At 72.8% G+C, this 25,494-nt stretch carries 24 protein-coding genes and 1 pseudogene; 10 read left to right on the top strand and 15 right to left on the bottom strand.

The window, feature by feature from the left end; all coding sequences use genetic code 11:
- Nucleotides 1–4: 4 nt before the first annotated feature.
- Together ABUW04_RS18965 and ABUW04_RS18960 are read left to right on the top strand one after the other, a co-directional pair.
- A complete protein-coding gene (locus ABUW04_RS18965) occupies nucleotides 5–775 on the top strand; it encodes an SDR family oxidoreductase (protein WP_380565851.1) in 771 nt (256 codons plus the stop codon).
- 73 nt (nucleotides 776–848) lie between these two features.
- On the top strand, nucleotides 849–1,913 hold the full coding sequence (locus tag ABUW04_RS18960) for a helix-turn-helix transcriptional regulator (protein ID WP_380565850.1): 1,065 nt from the start codon (nucleotides 849–851) through the stop codon (nucleotides 1,911–1,913).
- A gap of 131 nt (nucleotides 1,914–2,044) precedes the next feature.
- Here the strand turns inward: ABUW04_RS18960 and ABUW04_RS18955 are convergent.
- Nucleotides 2,045–2,929: pseudogene (locus ABUW04_RS18955) on the bottom strand (MFS transporter); the annotation flags it as partial.
- A 222-nt stretch (nucleotides 2,930–3,151) separates the two neighbouring features.
- On the opposite strand from ABUW04_RS18955, the gene ABUW04_RS18950 reads away from it, so the two are divergent.
- Nucleotides 3,152–3,865 carry a lysophospholipid acyltransferase family protein gene (locus ABUW04_RS18950; RefSeq protein WP_380565849.1) on the top strand — a complete coding sequence of 238 codons (714 nt, stop codon included), beginning with the start codon at nucleotides 3,152–3,154 and terminating at the stop codon, nucleotides 3,863–3,865.
- Here the strand turns inward: ABUW04_RS18950 and ABUW04_RS18945 are convergent.
- From ABUW04_RS18945 to ABUW04_RS18925, 5 genes are all read right to left on the bottom strand, one after another.
- Entirely contained in the window at nucleotides 3,825–4,628 is an 804-nt protein-coding gene (locus tag ABUW04_RS18945) for a class I SAM-dependent methyltransferase (protein WP_380565848.1), read from the bottom strand. The two genes, ABUW04_RS18950 and ABUW04_RS18945, sit on opposite strands and share 41 nt — an antisense overlap.
- Nucleotides 4,629–4,681: 53 nt before the next feature.
- Entirely contained in the window at nucleotides 4,682–5,341 is a 660-nt protein-coding gene (locus ABUW04_RS18940) for a response regulator (RefSeq protein ID WP_030252180.1), read from the bottom strand.
- Nucleotides 5,338–6,696, bottom strand: a complete 1,359-nt coding sequence (locus ABUW04_RS18935; RefSeq protein ID WP_380565847.1) for a sensor histidine kinase — start codon at nucleotides 6,694–6,696, stop codon at nucleotides 5,338–5,340. The genes ABUW04_RS18940 and ABUW04_RS18935 overlap by 4 nt, the downstream gene beginning before the upstream one ends.
- Nucleotides 6,697–6,777: 81 nt before the next feature.
- On the bottom strand, nucleotides 6,778–7,614 hold the full coding sequence (locus ABUW04_RS18930) for an ABC transporter permease subunit (protein WP_030252175.1): 837 nt from the start codon (nucleotides 7,612–7,614) through the stop codon (nucleotides 6,778–6,780).
- On the bottom strand, nucleotides 7,611–8,585 hold the full coding sequence (locus tag ABUW04_RS18925) for an ABC transporter ATP-binding protein (RefSeq protein WP_051725083.1): 975 nt from the start codon (nucleotides 8,583–8,585) through the stop codon (nucleotides 7,611–7,613). Before ABUW04_RS18925 ends, ABUW04_RS18930 begins: the two co-directional genes overlap by 4 nt.
- A 506-nt stretch (nucleotides 8,586–9,091) precedes the next feature.
- Between ABUW04_RS18925 and ABUW04_RS18920 the strand changes: the two genes are divergently transcribed.
- From ABUW04_RS18920 to ABUW04_RS18910, 3 genes are all read left to right on the top strand, one after another.
- On the top strand, nucleotides 9,092–10,864 hold the full coding sequence (locus ABUW04_RS18920; RefSeq protein WP_380565846.1) for an enoyl-CoA hydratase-related protein: 1,773 nt from the start codon (nucleotides 9,092–9,094) through the stop codon (nucleotides 10,862–10,864).
- A gap of 64 nt (nucleotides 10,865–10,928) precedes the next feature.
- Nucleotides 10,929–11,423 (top strand): GNAT family N-acetyltransferase, encoded by a 495-nt coding sequence (locus ABUW04_RS18915; protein ID WP_380565845.1) that lies wholly within the window; start codon nucleotides 10,929–10,931, stop codon nucleotides 11,421–11,423.
- Between the two features lie 129 nt (nucleotides 11,424–11,552).
- A complete protein-coding gene (locus ABUW04_RS18910; protein WP_380565844.1) occupies nucleotides 11,553–12,905 on the top strand; it encodes a hypothetical protein in 1,353 nt (450 codons plus the stop codon).
- 30 nt (nucleotides 12,906–12,935) lie between these two features.
- Here the strand turns inward: ABUW04_RS18910 and ABUW04_RS18905 are convergent, their stop codons facing one another.
- Nucleotides 12,936–13,388, bottom strand: coding sequence for a MarR family winged helix-turn-helix transcriptional regulator (locus ABUW04_RS18905; RefSeq protein ID WP_380565843.1), 453 nt, complete (start codon nucleotides 13,386–13,388; stop codon nucleotides 12,936–12,938).
- Nucleotides 13,389–13,475: 87 nt separating this feature from the next.
- Between ABUW04_RS18905 and ABUW04_RS18900 the strand changes: the two genes are divergently transcribed.
- Nucleotides 13,476–14,174 carry a hypothetical protein gene (locus tag ABUW04_RS18900; protein ID WP_380565842.1) on the top strand — a complete coding sequence of 233 codons (699 nt, stop codon included), beginning with the start codon at nucleotides 13,476–13,478 and terminating at the stop codon, nucleotides 14,172–14,174.
- On the opposite strand, the gene ABUW04_RS18895 is transcribed toward ABUW04_RS18900, so the two are convergent.
- From ABUW04_RS18895 to pcaH, 5 genes are read right to left on the bottom strand one after another with little or no spacing between them, the layout of a single operon-like run.
- Nucleotides 14,150–15,346 (bottom strand): 4-hydroxybenzoate 3-monooxygenase, encoded by a 1,197-nt coding sequence (locus ABUW04_RS18895; protein WP_380565841.1) that lies wholly within the window; start codon nucleotides 15,344–15,346, stop codon nucleotides 14,150–14,152. The genes ABUW04_RS18900 and ABUW04_RS18895 overlap by 25 nt on opposite strands.
- On the bottom strand, nucleotides 15,343–16,479 hold the full coding sequence (gene pcaDC / locus ABUW04_RS18890; RefSeq protein ID WP_380565840.1) for a bifunctional 3-oxoadipate enol-lactonase/4-carboxymuconolactone decarboxylase PcaDC: 1,137 nt from the start codon (nucleotides 16,477–16,479) through the stop codon (nucleotides 15,343–15,345). Before pcaDC ends, ABUW04_RS18895 begins: the two co-directional genes overlap by 4 nt.
- Nucleotides 16,476–17,954, bottom strand: coding sequence for a lyase family protein (locus ABUW04_RS18885; protein WP_380565839.1), 1,479 nt, complete (start codon nucleotides 17,952–17,954; stop codon nucleotides 16,476–16,478). Before ABUW04_RS18885 ends, pcaDC begins: the two co-directional genes overlap by 4 nt.
- Nucleotides 17,955–17,988: 34 nt before the next feature.
- Nucleotides 17,989–18,576, bottom strand: a complete 588-nt coding sequence (pcaG, locus tag ABUW04_RS18880; protein ID WP_380565838.1) for a protocatechuate 3,4-dioxygenase subunit alpha — start codon at nucleotides 18,574–18,576, stop codon at nucleotides 17,989–17,991.
- Nucleotides 18,576–19,358: a protocatechuate 3,4-dioxygenase subunit beta gene (gene pcaH / locus ABUW04_RS18875; protein ID WP_380565837.1), complete on the bottom strand. Its 783-nt coding sequence runs from the start codon at nucleotides 19,356–19,358 to the stop codon at nucleotides 18,576–18,578. Before pcaH ends, pcaG begins: the two co-directional genes overlap by 1 nt.
- 128 nt (nucleotides 19,359–19,486) lie before the next feature.
- Between pcaH and ABUW04_RS18870 the strand changes: the two genes are divergently transcribed.
- From ABUW04_RS18870 to ABUW04_RS18860, 3 genes are all read left to right on the top strand, one after another.
- Nucleotides 19,487–21,043, top strand: coding sequence for an IclR family transcriptional regulator domain-containing protein (locus ABUW04_RS18870; RefSeq protein ID WP_380565836.1), 1,557 nt, complete (start codon nucleotides 19,487–19,489; stop codon nucleotides 21,041–21,043).
- A gap of 254 nt (nucleotides 21,044–21,297) precedes the next feature.
- Nucleotides 21,298–22,068 (top strand): SDR family NAD(P)-dependent oxidoreductase, encoded by a 771-nt coding sequence (locus ABUW04_RS18865; protein ID WP_380565835.1) that lies wholly within the window; start codon nucleotides 21,298–21,300, stop codon nucleotides 22,066–22,068.
- 3 nt (nucleotides 22,069–22,071) lie between these two features.
- Nucleotides 22,072–22,491, top strand: coding sequence for a VOC family protein (locus ABUW04_RS18860; protein WP_380565834.1), 420 nt, complete (start codon nucleotides 22,072–22,074; stop codon nucleotides 22,489–22,491).
- A 61-nt stretch (nucleotides 22,492–22,552) separates the two neighbouring features.
- Here the strand turns inward: ABUW04_RS18860 and ABUW04_RS18855 are convergent, their stop codons facing one another.
- From ABUW04_RS18855 to ABUW04_RS18845, 3 genes are all read right to left on the bottom strand, one after another.
- The gene (locus ABUW04_RS18855; protein WP_380565833.1) at nucleotides 22,553–23,338 is read right to left on the bottom strand and encodes an SDR family NAD(P)-dependent oxidoreductase; all 786 of its coding nucleotides are present in this window, start codon (nucleotides 23,336–23,338) and stop codon (nucleotides 22,553–22,555) included.
- Nucleotides 23,339–23,395: 57 nt separating this feature from the next.
- The gene (locus ABUW04_RS18850; RefSeq protein ID WP_380565832.1) at nucleotides 23,396–24,391 is read right to left on the bottom strand and encodes a LysR family transcriptional regulator; all 996 of its coding nucleotides are present in this window, start codon (nucleotides 24,389–24,391) and stop codon (nucleotides 23,396–23,398) included.
- A 137-nt stretch (nucleotides 24,392–24,528) separates the two neighbouring features.
- A complete protein-coding gene (locus ABUW04_RS18845) occupies nucleotides 24,529–25,494 on the bottom strand; it encodes a fumarylacetoacetate hydrolase family protein (protein WP_380565831.1) in 966 nt (321 codons plus the stop codon).

Below are 25,494 nucleotides of genomic sequence, written 5' to 3'. Positions count from 1 at the left end.
CCCCATGCGACTGGACGGGCGGGCGGCGATCGTCACCGGGGGTTCCCGGGGCATCGGATTCGCGGTCGCCCAGGGGCTGTTGGCGGTCGGAGCGGATGTGCTGCTGACGGCGCGGGACGGCACCGGCGTCGAGGAGGCCGTCGAGCGGCTGCGGGCGGGCGGAGGCAGCGGTGAGCGGCGCGGCCGGGTCGAGGGCCGTACCGGTTCGGCCGGGGACCCGGACGCCACCGACCGTTGGGTGCGCGGTTGCCTGGAGCTGTTCGGCTCCGTCGACTTCGTGGTGAACAACGCCGGGGCCAACCAGCCGCTGGCCCCGGCCGTCAGCGGCGATCCGGCGGTCTGGCTGGACACCTTCGCCGTCAATGTGCACGGCCCGCTCGCCCTGGTCCGGGCGGCCTGGCAGGTCTGGATGCGGGAGCACGGCGGCGCGGTGGTGAACGTGGTCACCGAGGGCGTCCACGGCGCCGGCCCCGGGCTGGCCGCCTACGAGACCAGCAAGGCGGCGCTGCTGCAGCTCACCCGTCACCTGGCCGCCGAACTCGCCCCCGGGGTGCGGGTCAACTCGGTCTCCCCCGGCCTGGTGCGCACCGAACTGGCCCGGCACTACTGGGAGCCGGCCGAGCAGCAACTGGCCTCCGCCACCCCGATGCAGCGTCTGGGCGAGCCGGAGGACATCGCTGCGGCCGTGGTCTGGCTGCTCTCCCCCGCCGCCGCCTGGGTCACCGGCACCGACCTGCTGGTCGACGGCGGCCGCAGGGTCGCCCCGCGGCGTTGAGCTCCGGCACCGGATCGGTCGGATAGCCTGGCTGGCCTGGAACGGAGCGGGGAAGAGCGGAGGAGGGCCGGCAATGCGCGCAGCGCGCCTGCTGTCCCTCGTCCTGCTGCTGCAGAACCGGGGGCGGCTGACGGCGGAGGAGCTCGCCGGGGAACTGGGCGTCTCGGTGCGGACCGTCTACCGGGACATCGAGTCGCTGAGCGGCGCGGGCATCCCGGTGTACGGGGACGCCGGGCACCGCGGCGGCTACCAGCTGCTCGACGGTTACCGGACCCGGCTGACCGGGCTGCACGCCGACGAGGCGGAGTCGCTGTTCCTGGCCGGGCTGCCGGGCGCGGCGGCCGATCTGGGCCTCGGCGAGGTGCTCGCCGCCGCCCAGCTGAAGCTGACGGCGGCGCTGCCGGCCCCGCTGCGGGACCGGTCAGGACGGATCCGCGAGCGGTTCCACCTGGACGCCCTCGGCTGGTACCGGGAGCAGGACTCGCCGCCCGGCCTCGCGGTGCTCGCCGACGCGGTCTGGAACCAGCACCGGATCCGGGTGCGCTACCACCGCTGGGCGGCCCCGCAGGAGGTCGAGCGCGAGCTCGACCCGTACGGCCTGGTCCTCAAGGCGGGTGTCTGGTACCTGGTCGCGGCGGTGGCGGGCACGCAGGACGCCGTGCGGACCTACCGGGTGTCGCAGATCCTGCGCCTGGAGGTGGACGAGGGGACCGGCTTCGAGCGTCCCGCCGGGTTCGACCTAGCGGCGTTCTGGCGGGACTACCTCGACGGCTACGACGCGCGCCGGCTGCGGCTTCAGGCCTCGGTCCGGATCGCCCCGGCGATGTTCTCGGCGCTCCCCGACCGGCTGGACGCGGCCCTGGTGCGGGCGGTCCAGGCCTCGGCCGGCCCGCCGGACGCCGAGGGCTGGGTCACCGTGACGGTCCCGCTGGAGTCGGTGGAGCTCGCGGTGCCGACGCTGCTGTCGCTGGGACCGGAGGTCGAGGTGCTCGCCCCGGAGGAACTGCGTCGCGCGGTCGCCGAAACGGCGGCGGCGATCCTGGCCCGGTACCGGCCGGCCGGGGACGGAGTCCGGAGCAGCAGCGCCGAGGCCAGCGTCGCCAGCAGTGCCAGCGCGGCCAGCACCGCGAAGCCGTAGCGGGTGTCACTGTGGTCGGTGACCCCGGCCACCAGGAACATCACCCCGACGGTGGCCGCCAGTCCTCCTCCGTTGGCCAGGCCGAACGCCCTGCCGACCGAGGCGTCGTCGGCCGAGGCCATCAGCATGGTCCGGGAGGCGATCCTGGCCTGGCCGAAGACGAAGGCGCCGAGCGGCACCCCGACCAGGTAGCCGGCGATCCCGAACTGGCTCTGCAGCACCAGCCCGACATTGCACAGCAGGAAGCCGACCACGGCGATGCGCAGGTCCGGGTAGCGCCTGCTGACGATCCGGTAGCACCCGGTGGCGGCCAGGAAGCCGAGGCTGCCGAGGGCGTCCACGGCTCCGAACATGCCGGCGCCCAGGTGGAGTTCGCCGATGACGGCGGTGGGCAGCAGCGCGTTGAAGACCGTGACGACCACGCTGCCCTGGGCGTAGAGCAGGATGAAGCGGCGGACCCGCAGCGGTTGCGCGGGGACGGCGGGCATGGCGGGTACGACGGGGGAAGCAGGGGCATCGGCAGGGGCTGTCTGCGCGGCGGCCTCGGTCCGGCGTCCCACCGCGACGACGCAGAGCGCGGAGACGGCGAAGGTTCCGGCGTTGAAGACCAGCAGCGGTACCGCGCCGAAGGCCTGCACCGCCAGCCCGCCCACCGTCGCCGACAGCAGCATGCCGGCCTGCGTCCCGGTCTCGTAGTGGGCGTTGAACCGCCGGAGCCGCTCCGGTGCCACCCGCTCCTTGATCAGTGCCGAGCTGGCCGGGAAGAACAGGGCGCTGACGACGGCGAGGGCGAGGTTGGCGGTGTAGACGCCCGGGCCCTGGGCGCCGCCGCAGGCCAGCCAGAGCGGCAGGCCCAGGGCCAGCACCGCGCTGGTGGCGTCGCAGCCGATCCACAGCGCCCGCCGGTCGAAGCGGTCGGCGATCCGTCCGAAGAGGGGCGACAGCAGCGCCTGCGGTCCGGCGACCGCGATGAACAGCCAGCCCACGGCCATCATCGTCCGCTGCTCCCTGATCATGAGCAGCGCTCCCGCGATCAACTGGACGTTGTTGCCGAGGGCGGTGGCGAAGGCGGCCGGCACGAGCAGGCGCTCGGCCCGGCGCTGTTGACGGTGGTGGCTGAGGTTCATGCCATCAGTGTCGGAACCTCCACTGACACCTTCTGTCAGGGGAAAATCGGCAGCAGTACCCGGGTAGGCGTACTCACGACGGCCGCCGTGCCCTCGGCCAGAATGGGGCCCATGCTCAGCGACTTCGCCCGCCGCGTCCTGCCTCTGCTCGGACATCTGGAGGTCACCGGCGACGCCCCGGAGGGTCCCGCGCCCGGCAGCATCGTCGCGGCCAACCACAGCTCGCTGATCGATCCCGGCGTGGTACTGGCGGCGCTGGCCCGGCGCGGGGTGCCCGACCCGGTGGTGCTGGCGGCCGCCGGGCTGTGGCGGATCCCGGTGCTGGGCGGACGGCTGCGCGCCGAGGGCCACATCCCGGTCCACCGCGGCGAGCAGCGGGCCGCGGAGGCCCTGGTGACGGCGGCCGAGGCGCTGGCGGACGGACGGGTGGTGGTGATCTACCCGGAGGGACGGCTGCCGCGCCGGCACGACTCGGGAGACCGCGACCCCGAGCCCTTCCGCACCGGTCTGGCCCGGCTGGCGCTGGCCACCGGGGCGCCGGTGGTCCCGGTCGGCCAGACCGGCGCCCGCAGGATCACCTCCGGCAGCCGTGGCAAGCAGCTCGCCGGACTGGTCACCGCACCGCTGCGCCGCCCCGATCTGCACGTCCACTTCGGCGCCCCGATCCGGCTCACCGGGACCCCGGCGGAGGCGACGGCCCAGGCGTACGCGGCCGTCGCCCGGGCCCGCCGGACCGCGGCGGGGCCCGGGTTGTCCGACGAGCTGCTGCCCCACGAGCCTTCGCTCAGCGCGGACCTGACGGAGCGTGTGCCAGCACCGCGGTGACCTCGACGTCCTGGATCAGCGGCTTGCCGGACGGCAGCGACCAGCGGATCCGCTGGGCCAACTCGGTGCGCTGCGGCTCCGGGGGCAGCGACTCGGCCGAGAAGGTCGAGAACAGTCCGCCGATGAGCTGATCCACCGTCAACTCGTCGGTGTGGCGCAGTGCTATCTCCCCCACGTCGCGGTACCCGGCGGCCTCCAGGGCCCGGGCGTAGCGGGCCCGGTCGTGCGGGGAGCCGCCGCCGGTGGGACCGGGACGGGTGCCGAAGTACGCCTCCAGGCAGTCCCGCAGCGCATGCGACCAGTCGGAGTCCTGCAGCCAGAGCGGGGCTCCGCCGGCGACCACCGCGACCCCTCCCCCGGGGCGCAGCAGCGGCAACAGGCGGGGGAACAGCACCTCGTGGCGCATCCAGTGCAGCGCCTGCCCCACCAGGGCCGTCGCCAGCCTCCCCGTACCGATCTGAGCCCCGATCTCCGGCAGGTCCGCGTCGGACCCCAGCACCCACACCGTGTTGCCGGCCCCGGCCGCCGCGGCGGCCTCCCCGGCGTACCGCAGCATGTCCGGCTCGGGGTCCAGTCCGATCACCGCACCCACCCTGGCCGCCGCCGGAACGCCCAACTGGCCTGTACCGCAGCCCAGATCCAGAACCGCGTCGTCCTTGGTCCATCCGAACTCCGCCTGCAGCGCGTCGAAGAGCCCGGAGGGATACCCGCGCCGGTACTTGGCGTAGTACTCGGCCACCTCACCGCTGAATCCCGTACCCATGCCCCAACTCTGCCCGATCACCGGCGATCACACGCCGGATCGGTCGTGCTCGGTCAGGCCGAGGACACCAGGTTGTTCTCGTAGGCGAAGACCACGGCCTGCACCCGGTCGCGCAGGCCCAGCTTCATCAGCACCCGGCTGACATGCGTCTTGACCGTGTTCTCGGCCAGGTTCAGGACGCCGGCGATCTCGGCGTTGGAGAGCCCGCGGGCCACCTGGACCAGCACGCTCTGCTCGCGCGGGGTGAGCGACTGCAGGGCGGTCGCCGCCTCACCGCCCTCGACCGGCAGCCGGGAGGCGAAGGTGTCCAGCAGCCGGCGGGTGATCCTGGGCGCCACCACCGCCTCGCCGGCCGCGACCACCCGGATCGCCTCCAGCAGCTCCTCCGGGCGGGCGTTCTTCAGCAGGAAGCCGGAGGCGCCGGCGCGCAGCCCGGCGAAAGCGTACTCGTCCAGGTCGAAGGTGGTGAGGATGAGCACCCTGGTGCCGGGGCACTCGGCGACGATCCGGCGGGTGGCCTCGATCCCGTCCATGCCGGGCATCCGCACGTCCATCAGGACCACCTCGGGCTTCTCCCGCAGGGCGAGCCGGACCGCCTCGGCACCGTCGGCGGCCTCGCCGGCGACGGCGAGGTCCGGCTGGGACTCCAGGACGAGGGAGAAGGCGACGCGCAGCAGCGGCTGGTCGTCGACGAGCAGCACCCGGATGGTCACGCGGGCTCCAGTTCGGCGGTTTCGGGACGGCTGGCGGGGTCCGGGAGCGCCGGTTCCGGCTCGGGGGAGGCGGCAGGGGCGGGGGCGGGGGCGGTCGCAGGGATCGGGGCGGGTGCGGGTTCCAGGCCGGGCTCGGCCAGGTCGAAAGTGGCACTGACGCGCCAGCCCCGGCCGCCGGGCCCGGGTCCCGCCGTCAGCCCGCCGCCGAACGCGGCCGCACGCTCGCGCATGCCGATCAGGCCGTGCCCCTCGCCGTCGGACACAGCTGCCGCGCTGTGGCCGTCGTCGCTGATCTCCACCGTCATCGAGGCGCCCTCGACCTGGACCGCCACCCGGGCCGCAGTGGCCCCGGCGGCGTGCTTGAGGGTGTTGGTCAGCGACTCCTGCACCACTCGGTACACGGTCAGCTGGGCGCCGGGCGAGACCGCCTCCGTCGCCCCGGACACCGCGAGCTCGGTCGGCAGCCCGGCGGCGCGGACCTGCCGCACCAGCGCCTCCAGCTGTCCGATCCCGGGCTGCGGGTGCCGCAGTGCCTCCGGCTCGTCCGCGCGCAGCACGCCCAGGAAGCGGCGCATGTCGGTCAGCGCCTGGCGCCCGGTCTCCGCGGACTGCCGCATCGCTGCGGTGGCACGCTCGGGGGCGTGCGGGTTGGCGTAGACGGCGCCGTCGGCCAGGGCGACCATGACCGAGAGGTTGTGGGTGACGATGTCGTGCATCTCACGCGCGATCCGCGAGCGCTCCTCGGCCACCGCCAGCGCGGCCTGCTGGTCCCGCTGCCGCTCCAGGTCGAGGGCGCGCTGCTCCAGGCTGGCGAGCCGGCCGCGCCTGGCCCTGACGTTGAAGCCGAGCACCAGTGCGGTGGTGACCGTGCCGGAGAACAGCAGGAACACCTTGATGGTGTTGACGATCACATCGGTCTGGCCCATCGGGACCCCGTCGCCGTAGCGGTGGTTCAGGCCGGGCCAGCTCAGCGCGGCGAGCAGGGCTCCCAGCTCGCAGACGCCGTAGGCGAGCCAGGTCTGGGCCCGGCGACAGTGCACCGCCACGGTGTGCAGCGCCAGCAGTACGGCAACGTCGCTGGGCATGCCGCCGCTGACCGTGAGCCACTGGACGAAGGCCACCGCGGCGACCACGCAGAACACCGGGAACGGCGCGGTGCGGCGCAGGGCCAGCGGCAGCACCAGGGCGGCGTTCAGCAGCAGCAGACCCGGCCCGTGGGCCGCGAAGGCGTGCCCCAGCGAGGTGAGCATCAGCAGCAGGGCGACCACGGTGTCGACGGCCGTCGCATGGCGGCCGCGGCCCGCACTGGTGACGAGCCCCCGCAGCGGGGTGAGGTCGAGACGCTTCCCGGTCATGTCCACCAGTCTCACACCCTTCTCCGCGGGGGCCGCCGCACGGCCGGGGCAGGCCGTGCGGCGGCTGTGTGCCCGCTGTGGTCAGGCGTCCCGGCGGCGCAGCACCGCCGCGCCGCCGACCAGGGCCGCGACCACGTAGATGCACAGCACTCCGAAGCCGACCCAGGGGCTGAGCTGGCCCGGATCGCCGTGCAGGGTGAACAGCGCCGCCCCGGCCGCACCCGGCAGGTACGGCGAGATGTCGCTCTGCCAGCTGCTGGGCAGCGCCTCGACCAGCAGCGGGAGCACCAGCAGCAGGCCGAACAGCGAGGCGATCCCGGCGGCGGTGTTGCGCAGCAGCGCGCCCAGGCCCACCGCGATCAGGCCGATGGCGGTGAGGTAGAGGCCCAGGCCGAAGACCGCGCGCGGCACACCGGGGTCGCCGAAGGAGGCGCCGAGGTGCTTGCTGCTGAAGATGGCCTGCCCGATGAAGAAGGCGGCCAGCGCGGACAGCGTGCCGACGACCCAGGTGGCGGCGCCGAACACCAGCGCCTTGGCCCACAGCACCGGCAGCCGCTTGGGCACGGCGGAGACCGTGGCGCGGATCATGCCGGTCGAGTACTCGCCGGTGAACATCAGCACGCCGAGCACGCCGATGGCCATCTGCGCCAGGTAGTAGCCGCGCAGGCTGTGGTCGGTCGGGTTGAAGGAGGCCCGCTCGTCCGCGTGCAGCTGGTTGAAGTGGTCCAGCATGGCCCAGCAGAGCAGGGCGCCGAAGCCCACGGTCAGCACGATGCCCGCAGCCAGGGTCCAGTAGGTGGAGCGCAGCGAGCGGAACTTGATCCACTCTGACTTCAGCACCCGGACCAGGGTCACCCGGGTCTCCGCCTCGGGCGGCAGCGTGGTGGCGATGGGGGTTGCTTCCAGGACGGCGCTCATGCTGCGGTCTCCTTGACACGCTCGTCGGCGGTCCGCTGCGCGGTGCCGGTCCGGGCAGTGCCCGTCTGATACTCGACTGCGTCCTTGGTCAGTTCCATGAACGCCTCCTCCAGCGAGGCCTGATGCGGCGTCAACTCGAAGAGCACCAGCTGGTTCAGGGCCGCGAGCCGGCCGATCTGCTCGCTGTCGGCACCGCTGACGTCGAACACGTCCGCGCTGTCCTGGTCCGGGGTCACCACCACGCCCGGCTGCTCGCGCAGCAGTTCGCCCAGCCGCACCGAGTCGGGCGTGCGGACCCGGACGGCCTGGCCGACCGAGGCCCGCGAGGTGAACTCGGCGACCGAGGTGTCGGCGATCAGCCGGCCGCGGCCGACCACGATGAGGTGCTCGGCGGTCAGCGCCATCTCGCTCATCAGGTGCGAGGAGACCAGCACGGTGCGGCCCTCGGCGGCCAGCGACTTCATCAGGTTGCGGATCCAGAGGATGCCCTCCGGGTCCAGCCCGTTCACAGGCTCGTCCAGGATCACCGTGGCCGGGTCGCCGAGCAGCGCCGAGGCGATGCCGAGGCGCTGGCCCATGCCGAGCGAGAAGGCGCCGGCGCGCTTGCGGGCCACCTCGTGCAGGCCCACCAGGTCGACCACCTCGTCCACCCGGCGCATCGGCAGGCCGTGGGTGGCGGCCAGTGCGGCCAGGTGGTTCCAGGCGCTGCGCCCGGTGTGCACGGCGCGGGCCTCCAGCATCGCGCCGACCTCGCGCAGCGGCGCGGGGTGGTCGGCGTAGCGGCGGCCGTTCACGGTGGCGTGGCCCGCGGTGGGGGCGTCCAACCCGAGCAGCATCCGCATGGTGGTCGACTTGCCGGCGCCGTTGGGGCCGAGGAAGCCGGTGACGATGCCGGGGCGGACGGTGAAGCTCAGGTCCTCCACCGCGGTCTTGGGGCCATAGCGTTTGGTCAGGCCGACAGCTTCGATCATGACGTGGGTTCCTCGACGGACTTCAGCGGGCGTATCTGCGGACGTCCTCACGCTAGTTTCCGGCGCCGCCCCGCCACGAGCCGCCAGCGATGTACCGAACCGGCGGTGGGGGTGGTTCGAGCGATGCACCCGTTCTCCTCCTCAAGGAGGACATGAATCGGGCGCCGAACGTGTGTCGGGGGTGTGCAAGGGCTGTGCGGGGGCGTGCGGGAGCGTGGGCGGCGGTCGGTCGGCGGAGCGCGCTTCGGTCGGCGGCGACTGCGGGGAGCAACCGGTCGGCACGGAGGCGGCGACAGGTGGGGTGCCAGAGGTTCGAGGTCGGGGCCTGGGGCTGGTGTGCGGACACGGTCCGTCACCGCACATCGGAGTCAAGACCTCTGACTCGGTGTCACATGACGACTTCGAAGCGTAGCGATCCTGCGGTCGGGTAGGGACGGCGTCATATGCAGGCACGCCTGTGCAGACGCCCTTCCGCAACGCACCCCACCGTTCCGCCGGAGGCTCGTATGTCCCCACGACTGCACGACCGACGACTCCGCGTCCTCGTCTTCGCCAGCGCGTTCAACAGCCTCACCCAGCGCATCACCCTGGAGCTCGCGGCGCTGGGCCACGACACCGCCGTCGCCCTCGCCCTGGACACCGGGGCCGAGCTGCGGGCGGCCGTCCGCAGGCACGACCCCGAGCTGATCGTCTGCCCGATGCTGACCAGCGTCGTCCCCCAGGACGTCTGGTCCACCCGTACCTGCCTGATCGTCCACCCCGGCCCGCCCGGGGACCGCGGCCCCTCCTCGCTGGACTGGGCGCTGGGCGCCGGGCTGCGGCAGTGGGGCGTCACCGTGCTGCAGGCCGTCGGCGAGATGGACGCCGGGGACATCTGGGCGGCCGAGCCGTTCGACATCCCCGAGCTGCCCGGCGGCATCAGCAAGAGCGACGTCTACCGCAACGAGCTCTCCGACGCGGCCTCCCGCGCCGTGGAACGCGCGGTGCGGCGCTTCGCCGCCGGCGACTTCCGGCCCAGGCCGGCGCCGCCCGGGGTGGCCCGTCCGTACTACCGGCAGGAGGCCCGCCGCATCGACTGGACCGGCGACAGCACCGCCACCGCGTCGCGGGCGCTGCGCATCGCCGACTCCAGCCCCGGTGTCCTGGACAGCATCGGCGGACGCCGCTACTTCCTCTTCGGCGGACAGCCCGAGGAGGGACCGCTGCTGCCCGGCCGCCACCGGCCCGGGGCCTTCCTGGCCACCCGGGGCGGAGCGGTCTGTCGGGCCACCGCCGACGGCGCGGTCTGGATCACCTCCGCCCGGCCGCGCCGCCTGCCCGGCGGACCGCCGACCGCCAAGGCCCCGGCCGCGGACGCCCTCGCCGGGCAGCTGCGCGGCGTCCCGGAGCTGCCCGCCTCGCACGTTCCGTTACCGTCGGGGACGCCGGGGACGTCGGGATCCCGGCTGACCTGGAGCACCGTGCGCTACGAGGAGCAAGGGCCGGTCGGCCTGCTCCGTTTCTCCTTCCCGGGCGGGGCGATGAGCACCGGCGACTGCCGCAGGCTGCTGGCCGGCTACCGGTACGCCCTGGACCGGCCCACCCGGGTGCTGCTGCTGGGCGCCTCCCGGGACGTCTTCTCGCACGGCATCCACCTCGGCGCGATCGAGGCCGCCGCCGACCCGGCCCGCGAGTCCTGGGCCAACATCAACGCCATGGACGACCTGGTCGAGGCGGTCCTCAACACCCGCGACCGGATCACCGTCGCCGCGCTCGGCGGCAACGCGGCGGCCGGCGGACTGATGCTGGCCCTCGCCGCGGACGAGGTCTGGGTCCGCGACGGCGCGGTGCTCAACCCGCACTACCGGCTGATGGGTCTGTACGGATCGGAGTACTGGACCAGCACCCTGCCGCGCCGGGTCGGCCCCGACGCCGCCGAACGGCTCACCGGTGAGGCCCTGCCGCTGATCGCCACGCAGGCGCTGCGGCTCGGCCTGATCGACCGGGTGCTGGGCTGCGCCCCGCAGCGCTTCACCGAGGAGGCCGCCGCCCTGGGCCAGGAGCTGGCCGGCTCCGCGGACTGGCCCCGCCGCCTCGCCGCCAAGCGCCGCGCCCGCGAACACGCCGACGCCCAGCGGCCGCTGGCCTGGTACCGGTCCGAGGAGCTGGCCCACATGTACCGCAACTTCTACGCCCCGGACGAGCCCTACCACGAACTGCGCCGGGCCTTCCTGCACAAGACCCCACCCCCGACCACCCCGGAACGCCTGCGCCGGGTACGCCCCACCGTCGCGGCCTGAGCCCGCCGGCGCCGGGCGGGGAAAGGGTTGGCGGACCTGCGAGCCCCACCGTCATGCTGTTCGCATGCTGATCAGGGAAGCCGGGGTCGAGGACTGGTCCGCCATCTGGCCGTTCTTCCGCACGATCGTCACCGCGGGCGAGACGTTCACCTATCCGACCGATCTCAGCGAGGAGCAGGGTCGCGACTGGTGGCTGCTGTCCGCGCCGAACCGCACCGTCGTCGCCGTCGACGGGGACGGGGACGGGGCGGTCCTGGGCACGGCCAAGATGAACACCAATCACATGGGCAACGGCTCGCACGTCGCGAGCGCCAGCTACATGGTCGATCCGGCGCACACCGGTCAGGGCGTGGGTCGGGCCCTGTGCGAGTACACCGTGGAGTGGGCGCGGGCGGCCGGCTTCCGGGCGATGCAGTTCAACGCGGTCGTCGAGACCAATGTGCACGCGGTCCAGCTGTACCGGTCGCTCGGGTTCGAGGTGCTGGGCACCCTGCCGGAGGGCTTCCGGCACCCGACCGCCGGCTACGTCGGGCTGCACATCATGCACCGCGCCCTTTGAGTCGCGGGGATCCAAGATCAGGAGTCAGATCCTCCGGTCCGTCAGACCTGTTACGGTTCTCACCGGATCCTCACCCGAGTGCCGTGCGGGACGGCCCGGCATGTGAGTGACCGGAGGGGGAGCGTACCCATGCGCAGTTCCGTGACCATGGCTTCCGCGAGGGCCGGAGCGGCGCTCCTGCTCTCGTTCGTGACGCTCTTGGCCGGGGCCACCGGAGCCGGGGCCGACCCGGGAGATCCGCCCGGCGCGCTGACCCCGTTGACCGCGGCCTCGGACCTGGCCAAGACGGCCCTGATCCCGCATCAGGACGCACCCTCCACTCTCACCCAACTCGACTCCGAAATGCCCGTCGTCGACGCCTCCGACGTGCTGGCGAGCGCCAATCACCCGATGCGGAACCTCGCGGACTGCGCGAGCACGGAGACCGCCGCGCTGCCGATCAACCCGAGTGCCTCGTCCGCGTACTGCTGGGACAGCGGCGACGCCGACACCCAGCTCTGGCTGCCGCAGTCGGTCACCTCCTCGGGCGACGCGTCCGCCGACGGCCTGTGGCATTCGCACAAGGTGTTGCTGTCCGGCTGGTCCTACAACACCAGCACCGACCCTGCCGGACACGATGCGACCAAGGACGACTGGGCCCGGGTCGCCTTCATCGACGCTGACAATCCGTCAGCACTCAGCTACCGCTGGGTTCTCCTCGTCGTGCCGACCTCCGGCGGCACCGACTTCCGTCCGCTGGTCTCCCACCTGGGCGGGATGGTCTGGTACGGCGACAAGCTCATCGTCACCGCCTCCAACGGCGACGCCGACTACAACGCCCTGTACGTCTTCAGCATGTCGCAGATCCTCCAGGCCACGGTGAACTCCAGTTCGGTCGGCAAGGTCACCGGCGGCTACTCGGCCGACTCGTACCAGTACGTCATGCCGGCCATCGGCTCCTACAGCTACGCCACTGCTCAGAAGTGCACCTCCACGGATGACACCCACCTGCCCTGCCTGGCCTCGGTATCGCTCGACCGCAGCTCCAACCCGCCCAGCCTGGTGGCCAACGAGTGGTTCTCCTCCGGGGGCACCACGCCCGCCCGACTCCTCCGCTACGGCATCGGCAGTGCCGGTGACTACCTCCTCGACACCAACTCCAGCGGCCAAGCAGTGGCCGAAGAGGTGGAGCAGACCGCGGCGGTCGGCCTACAGGGCGCTCTGTCCCACAACGGCGAGTGGTACGTCGACGACGCCCGCGGCGGGGTCAACCAACACGGCATCCTCTGGCGTCTCGACGCCTCCGGCAGTTCAGCGGCCACCTGCACGTCCGACATCGCCTACGCCTGTTGGGCGCAGCACTCGGAGGGCATGTCGCTGTGGTGGAGCACCCAGACGGTCTGGTCCCTCACCGAGTGGGCGGCCAACTCCCAGGCCAAGTGGATCGCCCCGGCCGTACCTCAGCGCGTGCTCTTCTCGGTCCCGCTCAGCGCCCTGGACTAGGGGACCCGGAGGAAGCAGCGGAGGTCCGGACTAGTCGAGCAGCCGGGACAGGAGGCTGACGAACTGGCGTCGCTGAGCCGGTGTCAGCGGCGCCAGCAGGGCCTCCTGGGTCCGGTCGACCATGGTGTCGAGATCGGCCAGGACGTCCAGGCCCCGGGGCGTGATCGTCACGATCTTCCGACGCCCGTGCTCGGGGTCGGCCCTGCGCTCGACCAGGTCCCGCGATTCGAGCTCGGTGAGCGCCGCGGTGACATCACTCCGGTCGATCCCGGTGTCGCGGCCGAGGTCGGCCTGGCTCGCGGGCCCCCACTGTTCGAGTGCGGTGAGCAGCCGGTAGTGGTACCCGCGCAGGCCGTTGCCCTCGGCCTCGAACCCGGCGACCAGCAGCGCCGCGGAGCGCGCGTAGGCGCGGCTGACGAGCCAGGTCGGACGGGACTTGAGCCGGTCCGGTGTACGGCCGGGCTGAACGGGATGCGCAGGCATGGATCCAGGCTACCAATTGTGGGGGAGGCCAACATGTTCTATGTTGGGTACACCAATATTGGCTAGGCCAACATGGAGGAAGCGACGATGAGAACTCCACCCGCCGACCACCACGACCGGGTCCTGGTGGTCGGCCGCAGCCCCGGCGTACTGGTCGCGACGGTCGACATCCTGCGCGCCAAGGGCTACACCGCCGACGCGACCAACCAGTTCGACCGTGTCCTCGACGACTACGACGTCACCGGACTCGACCTCCTGGTCTTCGGCGGGATGGTTCCGGCCGAGACCAAGCAGTACCTGCGGGACGAGATCTCCAGGCGCAACCCGCGGGTGGGCTTCGTCCAAGGACTAGCCGGCATCGCCGGCCTCATCGCGGCCCAGGTCGAAGCCGCCGCCTCCGACGCGCGAAGCGGCCCCGACCGTGCCGCCATCGCCTACGACGACGCAGGCCGGAGTGTGCAACTGACGCTCGACGAGCCCGCGCATGTCACCGTCGAGGCGCTGTGGGCAACCTCGTTCACTCCTCCCGAGCCCAGGAGCACCTCGCTGCGGGTCTTCGAGGGCGATCTGGAGGCCGGGTCCCACACGACCGCACTGCCCGACCTGGTGCCGTCCGAAGCCTCCTTCGTCACCGTCGCCGTCGACGACCGGATCTGGGTGTTCACGGTCGGCGCGATGCCCGACGCGGTCGCGCGGATGGTCCCCACCTCGGCGCAGGACCGGCGGCTCCCCGAAGTCGGACAGGTCACCACGGACAGCGGTCAGACCAGCGGCAGGCCCGCGTAGTTGGCCGCCAGTTCGGCGGCTGCGTGCGGGGATGCGGCTATGCGGTCGAGTTGGGAGAGCTGGAGGCGGGTGTCGAAGGGGGACTGCTCCGGGGCGGTGTGCAGGGTGCTGGTCATGAAGTAGGAGAAGTGCTCCGCCCGCCAGACGCGGTTGAGGCAGGTGGCCGAGTAGCTGTTCAGGAGCTCGGTGGAGCCGGTTCGGTGCAGGCCGGTAAAGGCCCGGGCCAGGACGGTGACGTCGGCCGCGGCCAGGTTGAGGCCCTTGGCCCCGGTCGGGGGGACGATGTGGGCGGCGTCGCCGGCCAGGAAGAGCCGGCCATGGCGCATCGGCTCGGTGACCGAACTGCGCATGGGGAGAACGGACTTGGCGGTGATCGGGCCCCGGGCCAGCTTCCAGTCACCGGCGGCGAGGGCGAAGCGGGCGTCGAGTTCGTCCCAGATGCGTTCGTCGGACCAGTCCGCCGGGTCGGTGCCGTTGGGCACCTGGAGGTAGAGCCGGCTGACGGTCGGCGACCTCATGCTCAACAGGGCGAAGCCGCGCGGGGAGTGGGCATAGACCAGCTCGTCGCTGGACGGTGCCACGTCGGCCAGGATGCCCAGCCAGGAGTAGGGGTAGCTACGTTCGAAGGTCTGCCTGGCTCCGGCGGGTATCGCCTCGCGCACCACGCCGTGGAAGCCGTCGCAGCCGACCACGTAGTCGCACTCCAGTCGGCGTTCGACGCCCTGGTGGGTGTAGCGGAGGACGGGTTGCGCACTCTCGGCGCCCTCGACCGCGGTGACCTGGGCCTCGAACAACAGCGGTGCTCCGTCGGCGAGTTGCAGCGCGACCAGGTCCTTGACCACCTCGGTCTGGGCGTAGACCCAGACCCGGCGGCCGCCGGTCAGGGCCGGGAAGTCGATCCGGTGCGCGCGACCGTCGAAGCGCAGCTCGATGCCGTCGTGGGGCAGGCCCTCGCGGTCCAGCCGCTCGGCGGCGCCGGACTCGCGCAGTACGTCCACCGTGCCCTGTTCGAGGATTCCGGCGCGCTGCCGCTGCTCGACATAGCCGCGGTCACGGCTCTCCAGGACGACGCAGTCGATGCCGGACGCGTGCAGCAGGCGGGCGAGCAGCAGGCCGGCCGGGCCGGCTCCGACGATGCCGACGGTGGTGCGGGCGGGGGCAGGGGCGGTCATGGGGTGGCCTCTTCCTGGAGCACGGCATCGGCGACGGCGAAGGCGGAGTTGGCGGCCGGCACTCCGCAGTAGACGGCGGACTGGAGCAGCACCTCCTTGATCTCGTCCGGGGTCAGCCCGTTCCGCAGCGCCGCCCTGACGTGCATGGCGAGCTCGTTGTGATGGCCGCCGGCGACCAGCGCGGTGAGGGTGATGCAGCTGCGGGTGCGGCGGTCGAGACCGGGCCTGGTCCAGATCTCACCCCAGGCGTAACGGGTGATGAAGTCCTGGAAGTCAGCGGTGAAGGGGGTGGTACGGGCCACCGCCCGGTCCACGTGCGCGTCGCCGAGGACCGCACGGCGGACGGACATCCCGGCAGCATGACGGTCACTCAGGAAGTGGGTGCGCAGGGCGTGCAGGACTGCTCCGGGCTGCTCGACCGGGGCCAGGTGGGCGGCGGCGGGGAGCTCCAGCAGGGTCGATCCGGCGATGCCGTCCGCGAGTTCGCGGGAATGCGATGGCGGTGCGGCGCAGTCCTCACGTCCGGCCAGGACCAGTGCGGGGGCGGTGATCCGGGCCAGCGATCCGCGCAGGTCGAAGGCGGCGAGGGCGTCGCAGCAGGCGGCATAGGCGGCCGGGTCAGCGGTGCGCTGGTCGTGGATCAGCCGGTCCGGCGGGACGAAGCCGTCGGTGAACCACCGGGCCGGGGCAGAGCCGGCCAGCTCGGCCATGGCCCGGTCGCCCCCGGCCCGGACGAAGGCCGCGCGTTCGCGCCAGGGTTCGGCGCCGCCGAAGTGCGCGGAGGTGCAGATCAGTGCCAGGGCGCCGACCCGCTCGGGGTGCTCGGCGGCGAGCCAACTGCCGACCGCGCCGCCGAGGGAGACCCCGGCGTAGGAGAAGCGTTCCAGGCCGAGGGCGTCGGCGAGGTCGAGCACCAGCCGGCCCAGGTCGGCGACGGTGGCACCGTCGGAGACCAGGTCGGCGGCGGAGCCGCCGTGGCCCGGCAGGTCCCAGCGGACCACATGGAAGTCGCGGGCCAGAGCAGCCGCCTGCGCGTCCCAGAGGGCGAGGCTGGTGCCGAGGGAGGGGCCGAGCAGGAGTGCGGGTGCCCCGGACGCGCCGTCCGAGCGGTGGTGCAGCAGCGGGGTGGTCATCGGAGGTCGTCCTTGTGAACGGCGGTTCGGCGCAGGGCCCGGTCGGTGAGTGCCACGGCCGAGCCGAGGTAGGCGGTGGGGTCGGTGAGCTCCCGGAGCCGGGCGGGCGGGAGCAGGTCCTTCGGCGACTGCCCGTCGGGAAGCAACTCGTCGGACTCGTCCAGCAGTTCCCGCAACGCCTCGTCCAGCGGGATGCCCAGCTCGGCCGCCCGGCGGGAGGCGCCGACCAGCAGCGTGCGGGCCCGGTCCCGACCGAGCAGCGGGGCGAGCACCGTGCTGAGCCGCTCGGAGACCAGCAGACCGTCGGTCAGCGTGAGGTGACTCCACATCAGATGGCTGTTGACCTTCAGTCCGGCGACCAGTTCGGCCGCGTCGCGGGCTGCGCCGCCGGTGAGCCGGAGCGCGTCGCGCAGCGGCTGCCACTCCGCGTGCCAGGCGCCGGCGGGGCGCTCGTCCTCGGCGGCCATGGAGCCGAGGAGGACGGCGGCCAAGGCCGGGACCTGACGGGCGGCGGCCGCGATCAGCGTGGCCCGGACCGGGTTGCTCTTGTGCGGCATGGCCGAGGAGCCGCCGCCCGTACCCTCGGCCAGTTCGCCGATCTCGGTCCGGGAGAGCACCAGGACGTCGGCGGCGAGCTTGCCCAGTGCACCGGCGGTGAAGGCCAACGCAGCGCCGAGGTCGGCGACCGGGGTGCGCAGCACATGCCAGGGCAACGGCGGTTCGGCCAGCCCGAGTTCGGCCGCGTAGGCGGCGACCAGGCGAAGGCCGATGTCCTCCGACTCCGACTGCGGCTGCGGCTGCGGCTGCGGCTGCGGCTGCGGCTGCGGCTGCGGCTGCGAAGGGGACTGCGGCTGCACGGGTTGTCCCGTCGCCTCGGCGTAGGCGTGGAAGGCGGCCAGGGTGCCTGCCGCTCCGCCGAGTTGGGCCGGGAGCGAGGCGCGGACGGTGGCGATCCTGGCGTACGCGTCCAGCACCAGCGCCCGCCAGCCGGCGGCCTTCAGGCCGAAGGTGGTGGGCACGGCGTGCTGGGTGAGGGTGCGTCCGGGCATGGGGGTGGCCCGGTGCTCGGCGGCCAGCGCGGCCAGGGTGTCCGCGGTGGCGGCCAGTTCGTCCAGCAGCGGTGCCAGGGTGCGCGAGGCTACCAGCATCATCGCGCTGTCCATGATGTCCTGGCTGGTCGCACCCTGGTGCACCCGGGCCGCCGCGGCCTCCGGCAAGGCCGCGGCGAGGTCGGCGACCAGCGGGATCACCGGGTTGCCGCCCGCGCGGGCCCGCAACGCCAGCGAGCGCGGGTCGAACCGCTCGGCCCGGGCGGCCTCGGTCACCGCGCGGGCTGCGGAGGCAGGGGCGAGGCCGACCGCGGCCTGGGCCCGGACCAGTGCGGCCTCCGCGTCCAGCATCGCCTGGAGGAAGGCCCGGTCGCCGGTGGCGGACTCGGCCTCGCTGCCCGCGCTGACCGGTGCCAGCAGGCCCACGTCGTCACTGTTCGGGGAATCAGTGTTCGGGGAATCACTGCTCGGGGAAGTCAAGGAAGACCGTCTCCTTCTCCCCCTGCAGGCGGATGTCGAACCGGTGCGTGCCGTCCGGCTGCCGACGGGCGATCAGCGTGTCACGGCGTGCCGCGTCCAGATCGTCCAGCAGCAGGTCCCCCGGCCCGGGATCGGTCAGGTAGGCGCGGGTGAACAGATGGTGCGTCAGACCGCGGGCGAAGACGCAGACGGCGAGGTAGGGGCGGTCCGCAGGCGGGGGCAGGGTGCGCACCGACCAGTGCCCAGCGGCGTCGGTGCAGGCCCGGCCGAAGCCGGTGAAGTCCACGCCGTTGCGGGGCCGGGGCCCGCCGTCGACGCCGTTGCGGGGCAGCGATCCGGGCGCGCCGTGCAGACTGCCGTCCGGAGCGGCCTGCCAGGTCTCGACCACGGCGTCGGGCACCGGCTGACCGGCCCCGTCCAAGACCGTGCCGTGCACGGTGACGGCGTCGGGGTGGCCGACCGGGGCGATGTCGCCGCCGGCCGGGTGCGGCAGCGCATAGCCGAAGAAGGGGCCGATGGTCTGCGCCGGAGTCAGAGGATGTTCCGGGGTGGGCAGTTGCTGGGCCATCAGTGCTCGTCCTCCGTCAGGGTGGCGGACGGGCCGTCCAGGACGATGTCCCAGCGGTAGCCGAGCGACCACTCGGATCGCGACAGGTCGTGCTCGTAGGCGGCGACCAGCCGCTCGCGGGCCGCGCTGTCGGTGACCGACTGCAGGATGGGGTCGTACCGGAAGAGCGGATCGCCGGGGAAGTACATCTGGGTGACCAGCCGCTGGGTGAAGGCGGTGCCGAAGAGCGAGAAGTGGATGTGTGCGGGGCGCCAGGCGTTGTCGTGGTTGCGCCAGGGGTAGGGGCCCGGCTTGATGGTGGTGAAGGAGTAGCTGCCGTCGGCGGCGGTGAGACAGCGTCCCGAGCCGGTGAAGTTGGGGTCCAGCGGGGCCGGGTGCTGGTCGCGCTGGTGGGCGTACCGGCCCGAGGCGTTGGCCTGCCAGATCTCCACAAGCTGGCCGGCGACCGGACGTCCGGCCCGGTCCAGGACCCGGCCGGTGACGGTGATCCGCTCCCCCAGCGGTTCGCCGTGGTGCTGCCGGGTCAGGTCGGCGTCGAGGTCGGTGACGTCGGTGGCGCCGAAGACCGGCCCGCGCAGTTCGGCGGCCTCCGGGTCGCGCAGGCTGACCAGCGCCCGGGTGGGATGCCGCAGCGTGCTGCTGCGATAGGGCGGGTAGTCCCGCGCGGGGTGCTGCCGTGGCACGCCCTCGGCCTGGTACGCCTTGTGTGCGGCGGCTATCTCGCGGTCGATGTCCTGCTGGGTCAGAACCCCGGCGGGGCTGGAGGGCGGGGCGGTGCTCATCGGACTCCCGGTCCTTCGACAGATCTGTCATCGTTGACAAACGGTGTTCGTCTGGTGAACTATTGTTCGCAAATGCCGTACCCGCAGTCTGCGCAGACCCGGCGACCCTGTCAACACCCGAGGAGCCCATGCCCCAGCTGCCTCCGCCCGCCGAAGCCGTCGGCCCGCTGATCCGTGGCATCGCGGTGCTGCGGGAGCTCACCGCAGCCCCCGGGGGCCGTCGCAGCCCCGGCGAGCTCGCCCGCAGCACCGCCCTGGCCCGCTCCACCGTCGACCGGATCGTGGCAACTCTGGCCCGGATCGGCTACGTCCGCACCGAGGGCCGCGAGGTCGTCCTCGCGCCGCAGCTGATGGAGCTGGGCAACGCCTACCTGCTCGCGGTGGGCCTGCCGGACCTGCTCGGCCCGCACGCCGACCGGCTGGCCGACGCGCTGGACGAGTCGGTCTCCATCGCCGTGCCGGACCGCGACGGCATCCGCTTCGTGCACCAGGCGACCCGGCGCCGTTCGCTGTCGCTCAGCTTCCGGATCGGCGACCTGCTGCCGGCCGACCGCACCGCACCCGGTCCGCTGTTCGCCGCGGACCGCGGCCGCCCGGCCCACGAGCCGCACGACTGGCCCGCGCTGCCGCCCCCTTCCGCAGCCGCCGGTGCCTCGCTCTCGTTCGAGCAGCGGACGGAGCAGGCCGGGCGCGACGGCTGGTCGGTGGACGACCAGCTGATCGAGCCGGGGCTGGTGGCCCTGGCGGCCCCGGTACGGGATCCGGCCGGACGCCAGGTGTGCGCGGTCAGCGTGGTGAGCCACACCAGCAGGCACACCGCCGAGGACCTGCGGGCGGCGCTGCTACCGCAACTGCTGGCGGCGACCGGGGAGATGGAGCTGGAGCTGCGCCACGGCCCTCCCCCGACGACGGAGTCCGAACGGCCAACGGCCGCCTGGACCGCGGACGCCAAGCAGGAGGCGGGCTCCGACTTCGTGGAGTCGCTGGCCCGCGGGCTCTCGGTGCTCACCGCCTTCGGCAGCGGACGGTCCTCGCTCACCCTCAGCGCCGTCGCCCAGGCCACCGGGCTTCCCCGGGCCACCGCCCGAAGGGCCCTGATCACGCTGCACCACCTCGGCTACATCTCCCAGGAGGGACGGGAGTTCGGCATCACCCCGCAGGCGCTCGACCTGGGCTTCGCCCCGCTCTCGCGGCTGACGCTGCCTCAACTGGCCCAGCCGCACCTGCGCGACCTCTGCTCCCGGCTGCACGACTCCGCCTCGATGGCGGTGCTCGACGGCACCGACATCCGCTACACCGCAAGGGCCGCCAGCGAACGCATCATGGCCGTGCGGATCGACGTGGGCACCCGGCTGCCGGCCGAGGCGACGGCGATGGGGCAGGTACTGCTGGCCGGACAGCATGGGGGCACCGGCCGCGCCGAGTTGGCCGTGCTGCTGGAGCGGGTGGCGGCGCAGGGCTACGCCATGGTCAGCGACGAGCTGGAGCACGGCCTGCGCTCGATCGCCGTTGCGGTCCGCGATCGCGCGGGGCGCACCGTCGCAGCGGTCAACGCCGCGATGCACGCGCAGCGGAACAGCCCGGAGCAGACCCTGGCGGACGTCCTGCCCGCGCTGCGCGGGACCGCTGAGCGGATCGAGGCGGACCTTCGGGTCGCGGGACGGTTCGCCGCGGTGCAGGGCTAGGGTCGCGCAGTTCCCCGCGCCCCCAACGGTCCTGCAACTCACCCACAGCGGTTCAGTCGCAGCCCCCAGGGGCGCGGGGCTCTGCTGATTTAACAGCGTGCGCGACCAGCCCACTACGGTCCGCAGCCAGGAGACATAGATGCCAGGCATACCCAGGTGTGATGCCGAAACCGCAGGTGAGGCCTTGTTCCCGTGGCGGCGCTGTTCCTACTCTGCAAGCGCCGCGACAGTGCGGACGAGGAGAGGTGCGTGCGATGGGACGGCTTGACGGGAAGACCGCGTTCATCAGCGGGACGGGGGCCGGTATCGGCCGCGCCGCCGCGCTGGTGTTCGCCGCCGAGGGGGCCAGGGTCTTCGGCTGCGACATCGACGCCGAGGCCGACGCCGGCACCGTGGCGCTGGTAGAGAAGGCCGGCGGCCGGATGCGGTCGCTCGCCCCGGTGGACCTGTCCACCCAGGACTGCGCCCGCAGTTGGATCGAGGCCGGGATCGAGGCCTTCGGCGGCATCGACATCCTCTACAACAACGCCTCCGCGCTGCGGAACGGCCCGTTCGCCTCGATGCCCGCCGAGGACTGGTACTTCACGCTCAGGAACGAGCTGGACATCCCCTACTTCTGCACCCAGGCCGCCTGGCCCCATCTGATCGCCCGGGGCGGCGGCGCGGTGCTCAATGTCGCCTCGGTGGCGGCCGAGCGCGGCGCGCTGTTCATGCCGATGGTGCCGCACGGCGCCGCCAAGGGCGGAGTGCTGGCGATGACCAAGCACCTGTGTGCGGCCGGCGCACCCCACCGGATCCGGGTCAACTCCATCGCCCCCGGTATGACCCGCACCTCGGCCACCGCCTCGTTCCTGGACGACCCGGACGGACCGAGGGCGGCCCTGGAGGCGCGCATCCCGGTGGGGCGGATCGGACAGCCCGAGGACATCGCCCGCGTGGCGGCGTTCCTCTGCTCGGACGAGGCTGCCTTCGTCAACGGCGCCAATCTGATGGTCGACGGCGGCGACAGTGCGATGGCGGGCTGAGCGATGACGACACAGCGAGCACGCCTGGACCATGTGGGCGTCAACGTCCGGGAGTTGGCGACGGCCACCGCCTGGTACAGCAGGGCCTTCGGGCTGCGCACCGTCTTCGAGTTCACCCTGGACGGGCCCGGCCTGTCCGGCGTGGTGCTGGAGCATCCGCGCGGCTGGCGGATCGAGCTGCTGCACCGCACCGGTTCCGCGCCGGGCCCGCGCGGCGCCAACCCGCTGGAGGCGGCCCTGCACGAGGGGTACGGACACTTCGCGCTGACCGTCCCGGAGTTGCGGCCGCTCTACGACACCCTGGTCGGCCACGGTGCGACCGAGGTGATGGCCCCCGGCCCCTCTCCCGAGCCGGGGGTGGACATGGCCTGGGTCGCCGACCCCGAGGGCAACCTCATCGAACTGATCGGTAAGGACGTCTGACTCACCATCAGCACCCGACAGCGGCCCGCCTCCCGGCAACGGGGAGCGGGCCGTCCGCGTGCTACCGGTCGGCGTCCAGCGCGTTGGTGATCGCCTTGACCCCGCCGTGCGCGGCGTAGCCGCCGTCCACGGTGATCTCGGCGCCGTTGGTGTAGCTCGACTCGTCCGAGAGCAGGTGCACGATCAGCGGGGCGACCTCCTCCGGCAGGCCCGGACGGCCCTGGGGGGTCAGCGAGAGATGTGCCGCAGCGAAGACCGGGTTGGCCGAGGCCATCAGCGGGGTGTCGATGAAGCCGGGGTGGACGATGTTGGTGCGGATCCCCTTCGGCGCCAGCTCCAGGGCCGCCACCCGGGTGAGGCCGCGCAGTGCCCACTTGCTGGCGGTGTAGGCGACCGCGTGGTGGGCCGTGAGCCCCGCCACCGAACCGATGTTGACGATGGATCCGCCGGCGGCCATCAGCGGTGCCAGTGCCTGGATGCCCAGCATCGGGCCGGTGGTGTTCACCGCGAAGGCCCGGTTCCAGTCGGCGGTCTCCACCGCGCCCAGCCGGGCCCGCATCGGGATGCCGGCGTTGTTGACCAGTCCATGGATCACAGTGCGGTGCTCCGCCAGCCAGTCGGCCAGTGCGGACCAGTCCTCCGGCGCGGTGACGTCCAGGTGCCGGTACTCGACGTCCAGGTCCTGGGCCCGGAGCGAGGCGGCGAGCTTCTCGCCGGCCTCGTCCAGCACGTCGGTGGCGACCACCCTGGCCCCCTCGCGGGCGCAGGCCTCGGCCTCAGCGGCGCCCTGTCCCTGCGACGCACCGGTGATGACGACGGTACGGCCTTCCAGACGCCTGCGGCTCACGCTGTCCTCCTGTTGCCGGTTCGGGGGCGGATGCGGTGGACACCCGCCCCTCTGAACCTAGGAGGCCTTGACCAGGGTCGGAAATTCACGGTCCTGATGGGTCTCATCCACGGGACCGACAGTCGCCGCGTCCTGGGCGGGACGGCCGGCGTCCAGTTCGGCGCCCACCCGGCGGATGGTCTCGCGCAGCCAGGTGTGGCCCGGGTCGGCGTGCCGGTTGTGGTGCCAGTACAGCGCCTCGACCAGCGGCACGTCCGGGAACGGGGTCGGCACCACCACGACCCTGGTGAAGTCCTCGAAGCGGCGCGCCAGCCGCTCCGGCACCAGGGCGACCATGTCGGTGCCGGCCACCAGGAACGGCAGCACGCCGAAGCCGGGCGCGCTGACCTGCACCTTGGGGTTGATCCCCAGGGTCTCCAGCTGCCGTCCGGCCGGGGTCTGGCTCTTGCCGAACGACGCCGCGGCATGCGGCATCTCGGCCAGGTCGCGCAGGGTCAGCCGGCCGTCCTTCAGCCGGGGGTTGTCCCGGTCCAGGATGCAGACGAAGCGGTCGTGCATCACCGCCTCGCTCACGCCCGGCAGCTGGTAGCCCAGCGGCACCAGCATCATGTCGTGGCAGCGCAGCAGGGTGTCCGACTCGGGCTGCCCGTAGACCAGCGGATGGAAGTCGATCCGCACGTCCGGGGCCTCCGCGCCGATGGCCTCCAGCAGCGGCTGGACCAGCACCGACATCATGTAGTCCGACATCACCACGGAGAAGCGCTGCAGGCTGCGGGCCGGGTCGAACTGCTTGGTGAGCGACAGTGCCTCCTCCGCCTTGTGCAGGGTGTCCTGCACCAGCGGCAGCAGCCGCTCGGCCAGCGGCGTCAGCTCGTACTCGCGGCCCACCCGGACCAGCAGTTCGTCGTTGAAGTGGCGGCGCAGCCGGGCCAGTGAGCCGCTCATCGCCGACTGGCTGGTGCAGAGCCTGAGCCCCGCATGGGTGACATTGCGGTCCTCCAGCAGCGCTTCCAGCGCCACCAGCAGGTTCAGGTCGATCGTTCCCAGGCCCATCCGCCCACGTCCTTCCAGAACCCGGTGGGACGTCGTCGTCCGCACCGGTCGAACGAAATGTGACTGTAACCAGCCGACCGGCTGCCGGGAAGGTCCGATCCGGCTTTGACAGCCTGCCCACACGGTCACGGTCACGCTCAGGGGCGCGGGCTGCGGCCGCGCTTGCGGGCCCGGGGCAGATAGGCCTGCTCGGGGCCGGGCAGGATCCGGTTGCTCACCGTGCCCAGGCCCTCGACGGTCAGCGTCACCTCGTCCCCGGGCTGCAGCGGCGGCGGGGTGCGTTCGCCGTTGCGGCCCCAGTGTTCGGCCAGGGCGCCCCAGCCGCAGGTGCCCGAGCCGAGGATGTCGCCGGGCCGGACCCAGGCGTCGCGGGTGGCGTAGGCGATCATCTCCTCGAAGGTCCAGGAGGCGTTGGCGAGGGTGTCCCGGCCGATCAGCCCGCCGTTCAGGCTGACGCTCATGGCCAGGTCCAGATAGCCGTCGGCGTCCCGGTGCTGCTCCACCTCGTCGGCGGTGACCAGCCAGGGGCCCAGGGTGTTGGCGAAGTCCTTGCCCTTGCTGAAGCCGAGCCCCAGCTCGCGTTCGGGCTTCTGCAGATCGCGGGCCGACCAGTCGTTGAAGACCAGGTAGCCGAGGATGTGCGCACCGGCCTGATCGGGGGTCAGATTCCGTCCGGAGCGGCCGATGACGGCGCCGACCTCCAGCTCGAAGTCCAGTACCCGGCAGCCGGCCGGCACCGGGACGCCGTCGTGGGCGCCGTAGGAGGCGTGCGGGTTGGTGAAGTAGAAGGCGGGCGCCCGGTACCAGACCTCGGGGACGTGTTCCAGTCCGTCCAGGCTCTTGGACACCCCCTCGATATGGGCCTCGAAGCCGACGAAGTCGCGGATGCTGGGGGCCTGGAACGGAGCGAGCAGCCGGACCTCCGCGAGCCGGGGGCCGGCCGGGCCGGCCAGGGCTCGCTCGCCCGCCGCGCGCAGGGCTTCCGGGTCGCCGCGGGTGACCAGGGCGGTCAGGCTCTCGTCGAGCGGGTGCAGCCGGTCGCCGTCCGCGTCCAGGACGGCCGAGTGCTCGGCCCCGCTGCTCTCGTAGGTGGCGAAGCGCAT

Origin of the sequence: Streptacidiphilus jeojiensis (assembly GCF_042510965.1) — a bacterium.
Classification (GTDB): domain Bacteria; phylum Actinomycetota; class Actinomycetes; order Streptomycetales; family Streptomycetaceae; genus Streptacidiphilus; species Streptacidiphilus jeojiensis.
Note: the sequence above shows the minus strand (reverse complement) of the source record. Positions and strands in the feature narration are given on the sequence as shown.

Excerpts from the sequence above, each read along its gene's own strand:
- ABUW04_RS18965 (WP_380565851.1), top strand. The coding sequence starts at position 5 with ATGCGACTGGACGGGCGGGCGGCGATCGTCACCGGGGGTTCCCGGGGC.
- ABUW04_RS18960 (WP_380565850.1), top strand. The coding sequence starts at position 849 with ATGCGCGCAGCGCGCCTGCTGTCCCTCGTCCTGCTGCTGCAGAACCGG.
- ABUW04_RS18950 (WP_380565849.1), top strand. The coding sequence starts at position 3,152 with ATGCTCAGCGACTTCGCCCGCCGCGTCCTGCCTCTGCTCGGACATCTG.
- ABUW04_RS18945 (WP_380565848.1), bottom strand. The coding sequence starts at position 4,628 with ATGGGTACGGGATTCAGCGGTGAGGTGGCCGAGTACTACGCCAAGTAC.
- ABUW04_RS18935 (WP_380565847.1), bottom strand. The coding sequence starts at position 6,696 with ATGACCGGGAAGCGTCTCGACCTCACCCCGCTGCGGGGGCTCGTCACC.
- ABUW04_RS18930 (WP_030252175.1), bottom strand. The coding sequence starts at position 7,614 with ATGAGCGCCGTCCTGGAAGCAACCCCCATCGCCACCACGCTGCCGCCC.
- ABUW04_RS18925 (WP_051725083.1), bottom strand. The coding sequence starts at position 8,585 with ATGATCGAAGCTGTCGGCCTGACCAAACGCTATGGCCCCAAGACCGCG.
- ABUW04_RS18920 (WP_380565846.1), top strand. The coding sequence starts at position 9,092 with ATGTCCCCACGACTGCACGACCGACGACTCCGCGTCCTCGTCTTCGCC.
- ABUW04_RS18915 (WP_380565845.1), top strand. The coding sequence starts at position 10,929 with ATGCTGATCAGGGAAGCCGGGGTCGAGGACTGGTCCGCCATCTGGCCG.
- ABUW04_RS18910 (WP_380565844.1), top strand. The coding sequence starts at position 11,553 with ATGCGCAGTTCCGTGACCATGGCTTCCGCGAGGGCCGGAGCGGCGCTC.
- ABUW04_RS18905 (WP_380565843.1), bottom strand. The coding sequence starts at position 13,388 with ATGCCTGCGCATCCCGTTCAGCCCGGCCGTACACCGGACCGGCTCAAG.
- ABUW04_RS18900 (WP_380565842.1), top strand. The coding sequence starts at position 13,476 with ATGAGAACTCCACCCGCCGACCACCACGACCGGGTCCTGGTGGTCGGC.
- ABUW04_RS18895 (WP_380565841.1), bottom strand. The coding sequence starts at position 15,346 with ATGACCGCCCCTGCCCCCGCCCGCACCACCGTCGGCATCGTCGGAGCC.
- pcaDC (WP_380565840.1), bottom strand. The coding sequence starts at position 16,479 with ATGACCACCCCGCTGCTGCACCACCGCTCGGACGGCGCGTCCGGGGCA.
- pcaG (WP_380565838.1), bottom strand. The coding sequence starts at position 18,576 with ATGGCCCAGCAACTGCCCACCCCGGAACATCCTCTGACTCCGGCGCAG.
- pcaH (WP_380565837.1), bottom strand. The coding sequence starts at position 19,358 with ATGAGCACCGCCCCGCCCTCCAGCCCCGCCGGGGTTCTGACCCAGCAG.
- ABUW04_RS18870 (WP_380565836.1), top strand. The coding sequence starts at position 19,487 with ATGCCCCAGCTGCCTCCGCCCGCCGAAGCCGTCGGCCCGCTGATCCGT.
- ABUW04_RS18865 (WP_380565835.1), top strand. The coding sequence starts at position 21,298 with ATGGGACGGCTTGACGGGAAGACCGCGTTCATCAGCGGGACGGGGGCC.
- ABUW04_RS18860 (WP_380565834.1), top strand. The coding sequence starts at position 22,072 with ATGACGACACAGCGAGCACGCCTGGACCATGTGGGCGTCAACGTCCGG.
- ABUW04_RS18850 (WP_380565832.1), bottom strand. The coding sequence starts at position 24,391 with ATGGGCCTGGGAACGATCGACCTGAACCTGCTGGTGGCGCTGGAAGCG.
- ABUW04_RS18845 (WP_380565831.1), bottom strand. The coding sequence starts at position 25,494 with ATGCGCTTCGCCACCTACGAGAGCAGCGGGGCCGAGCACTCGGCCGTC.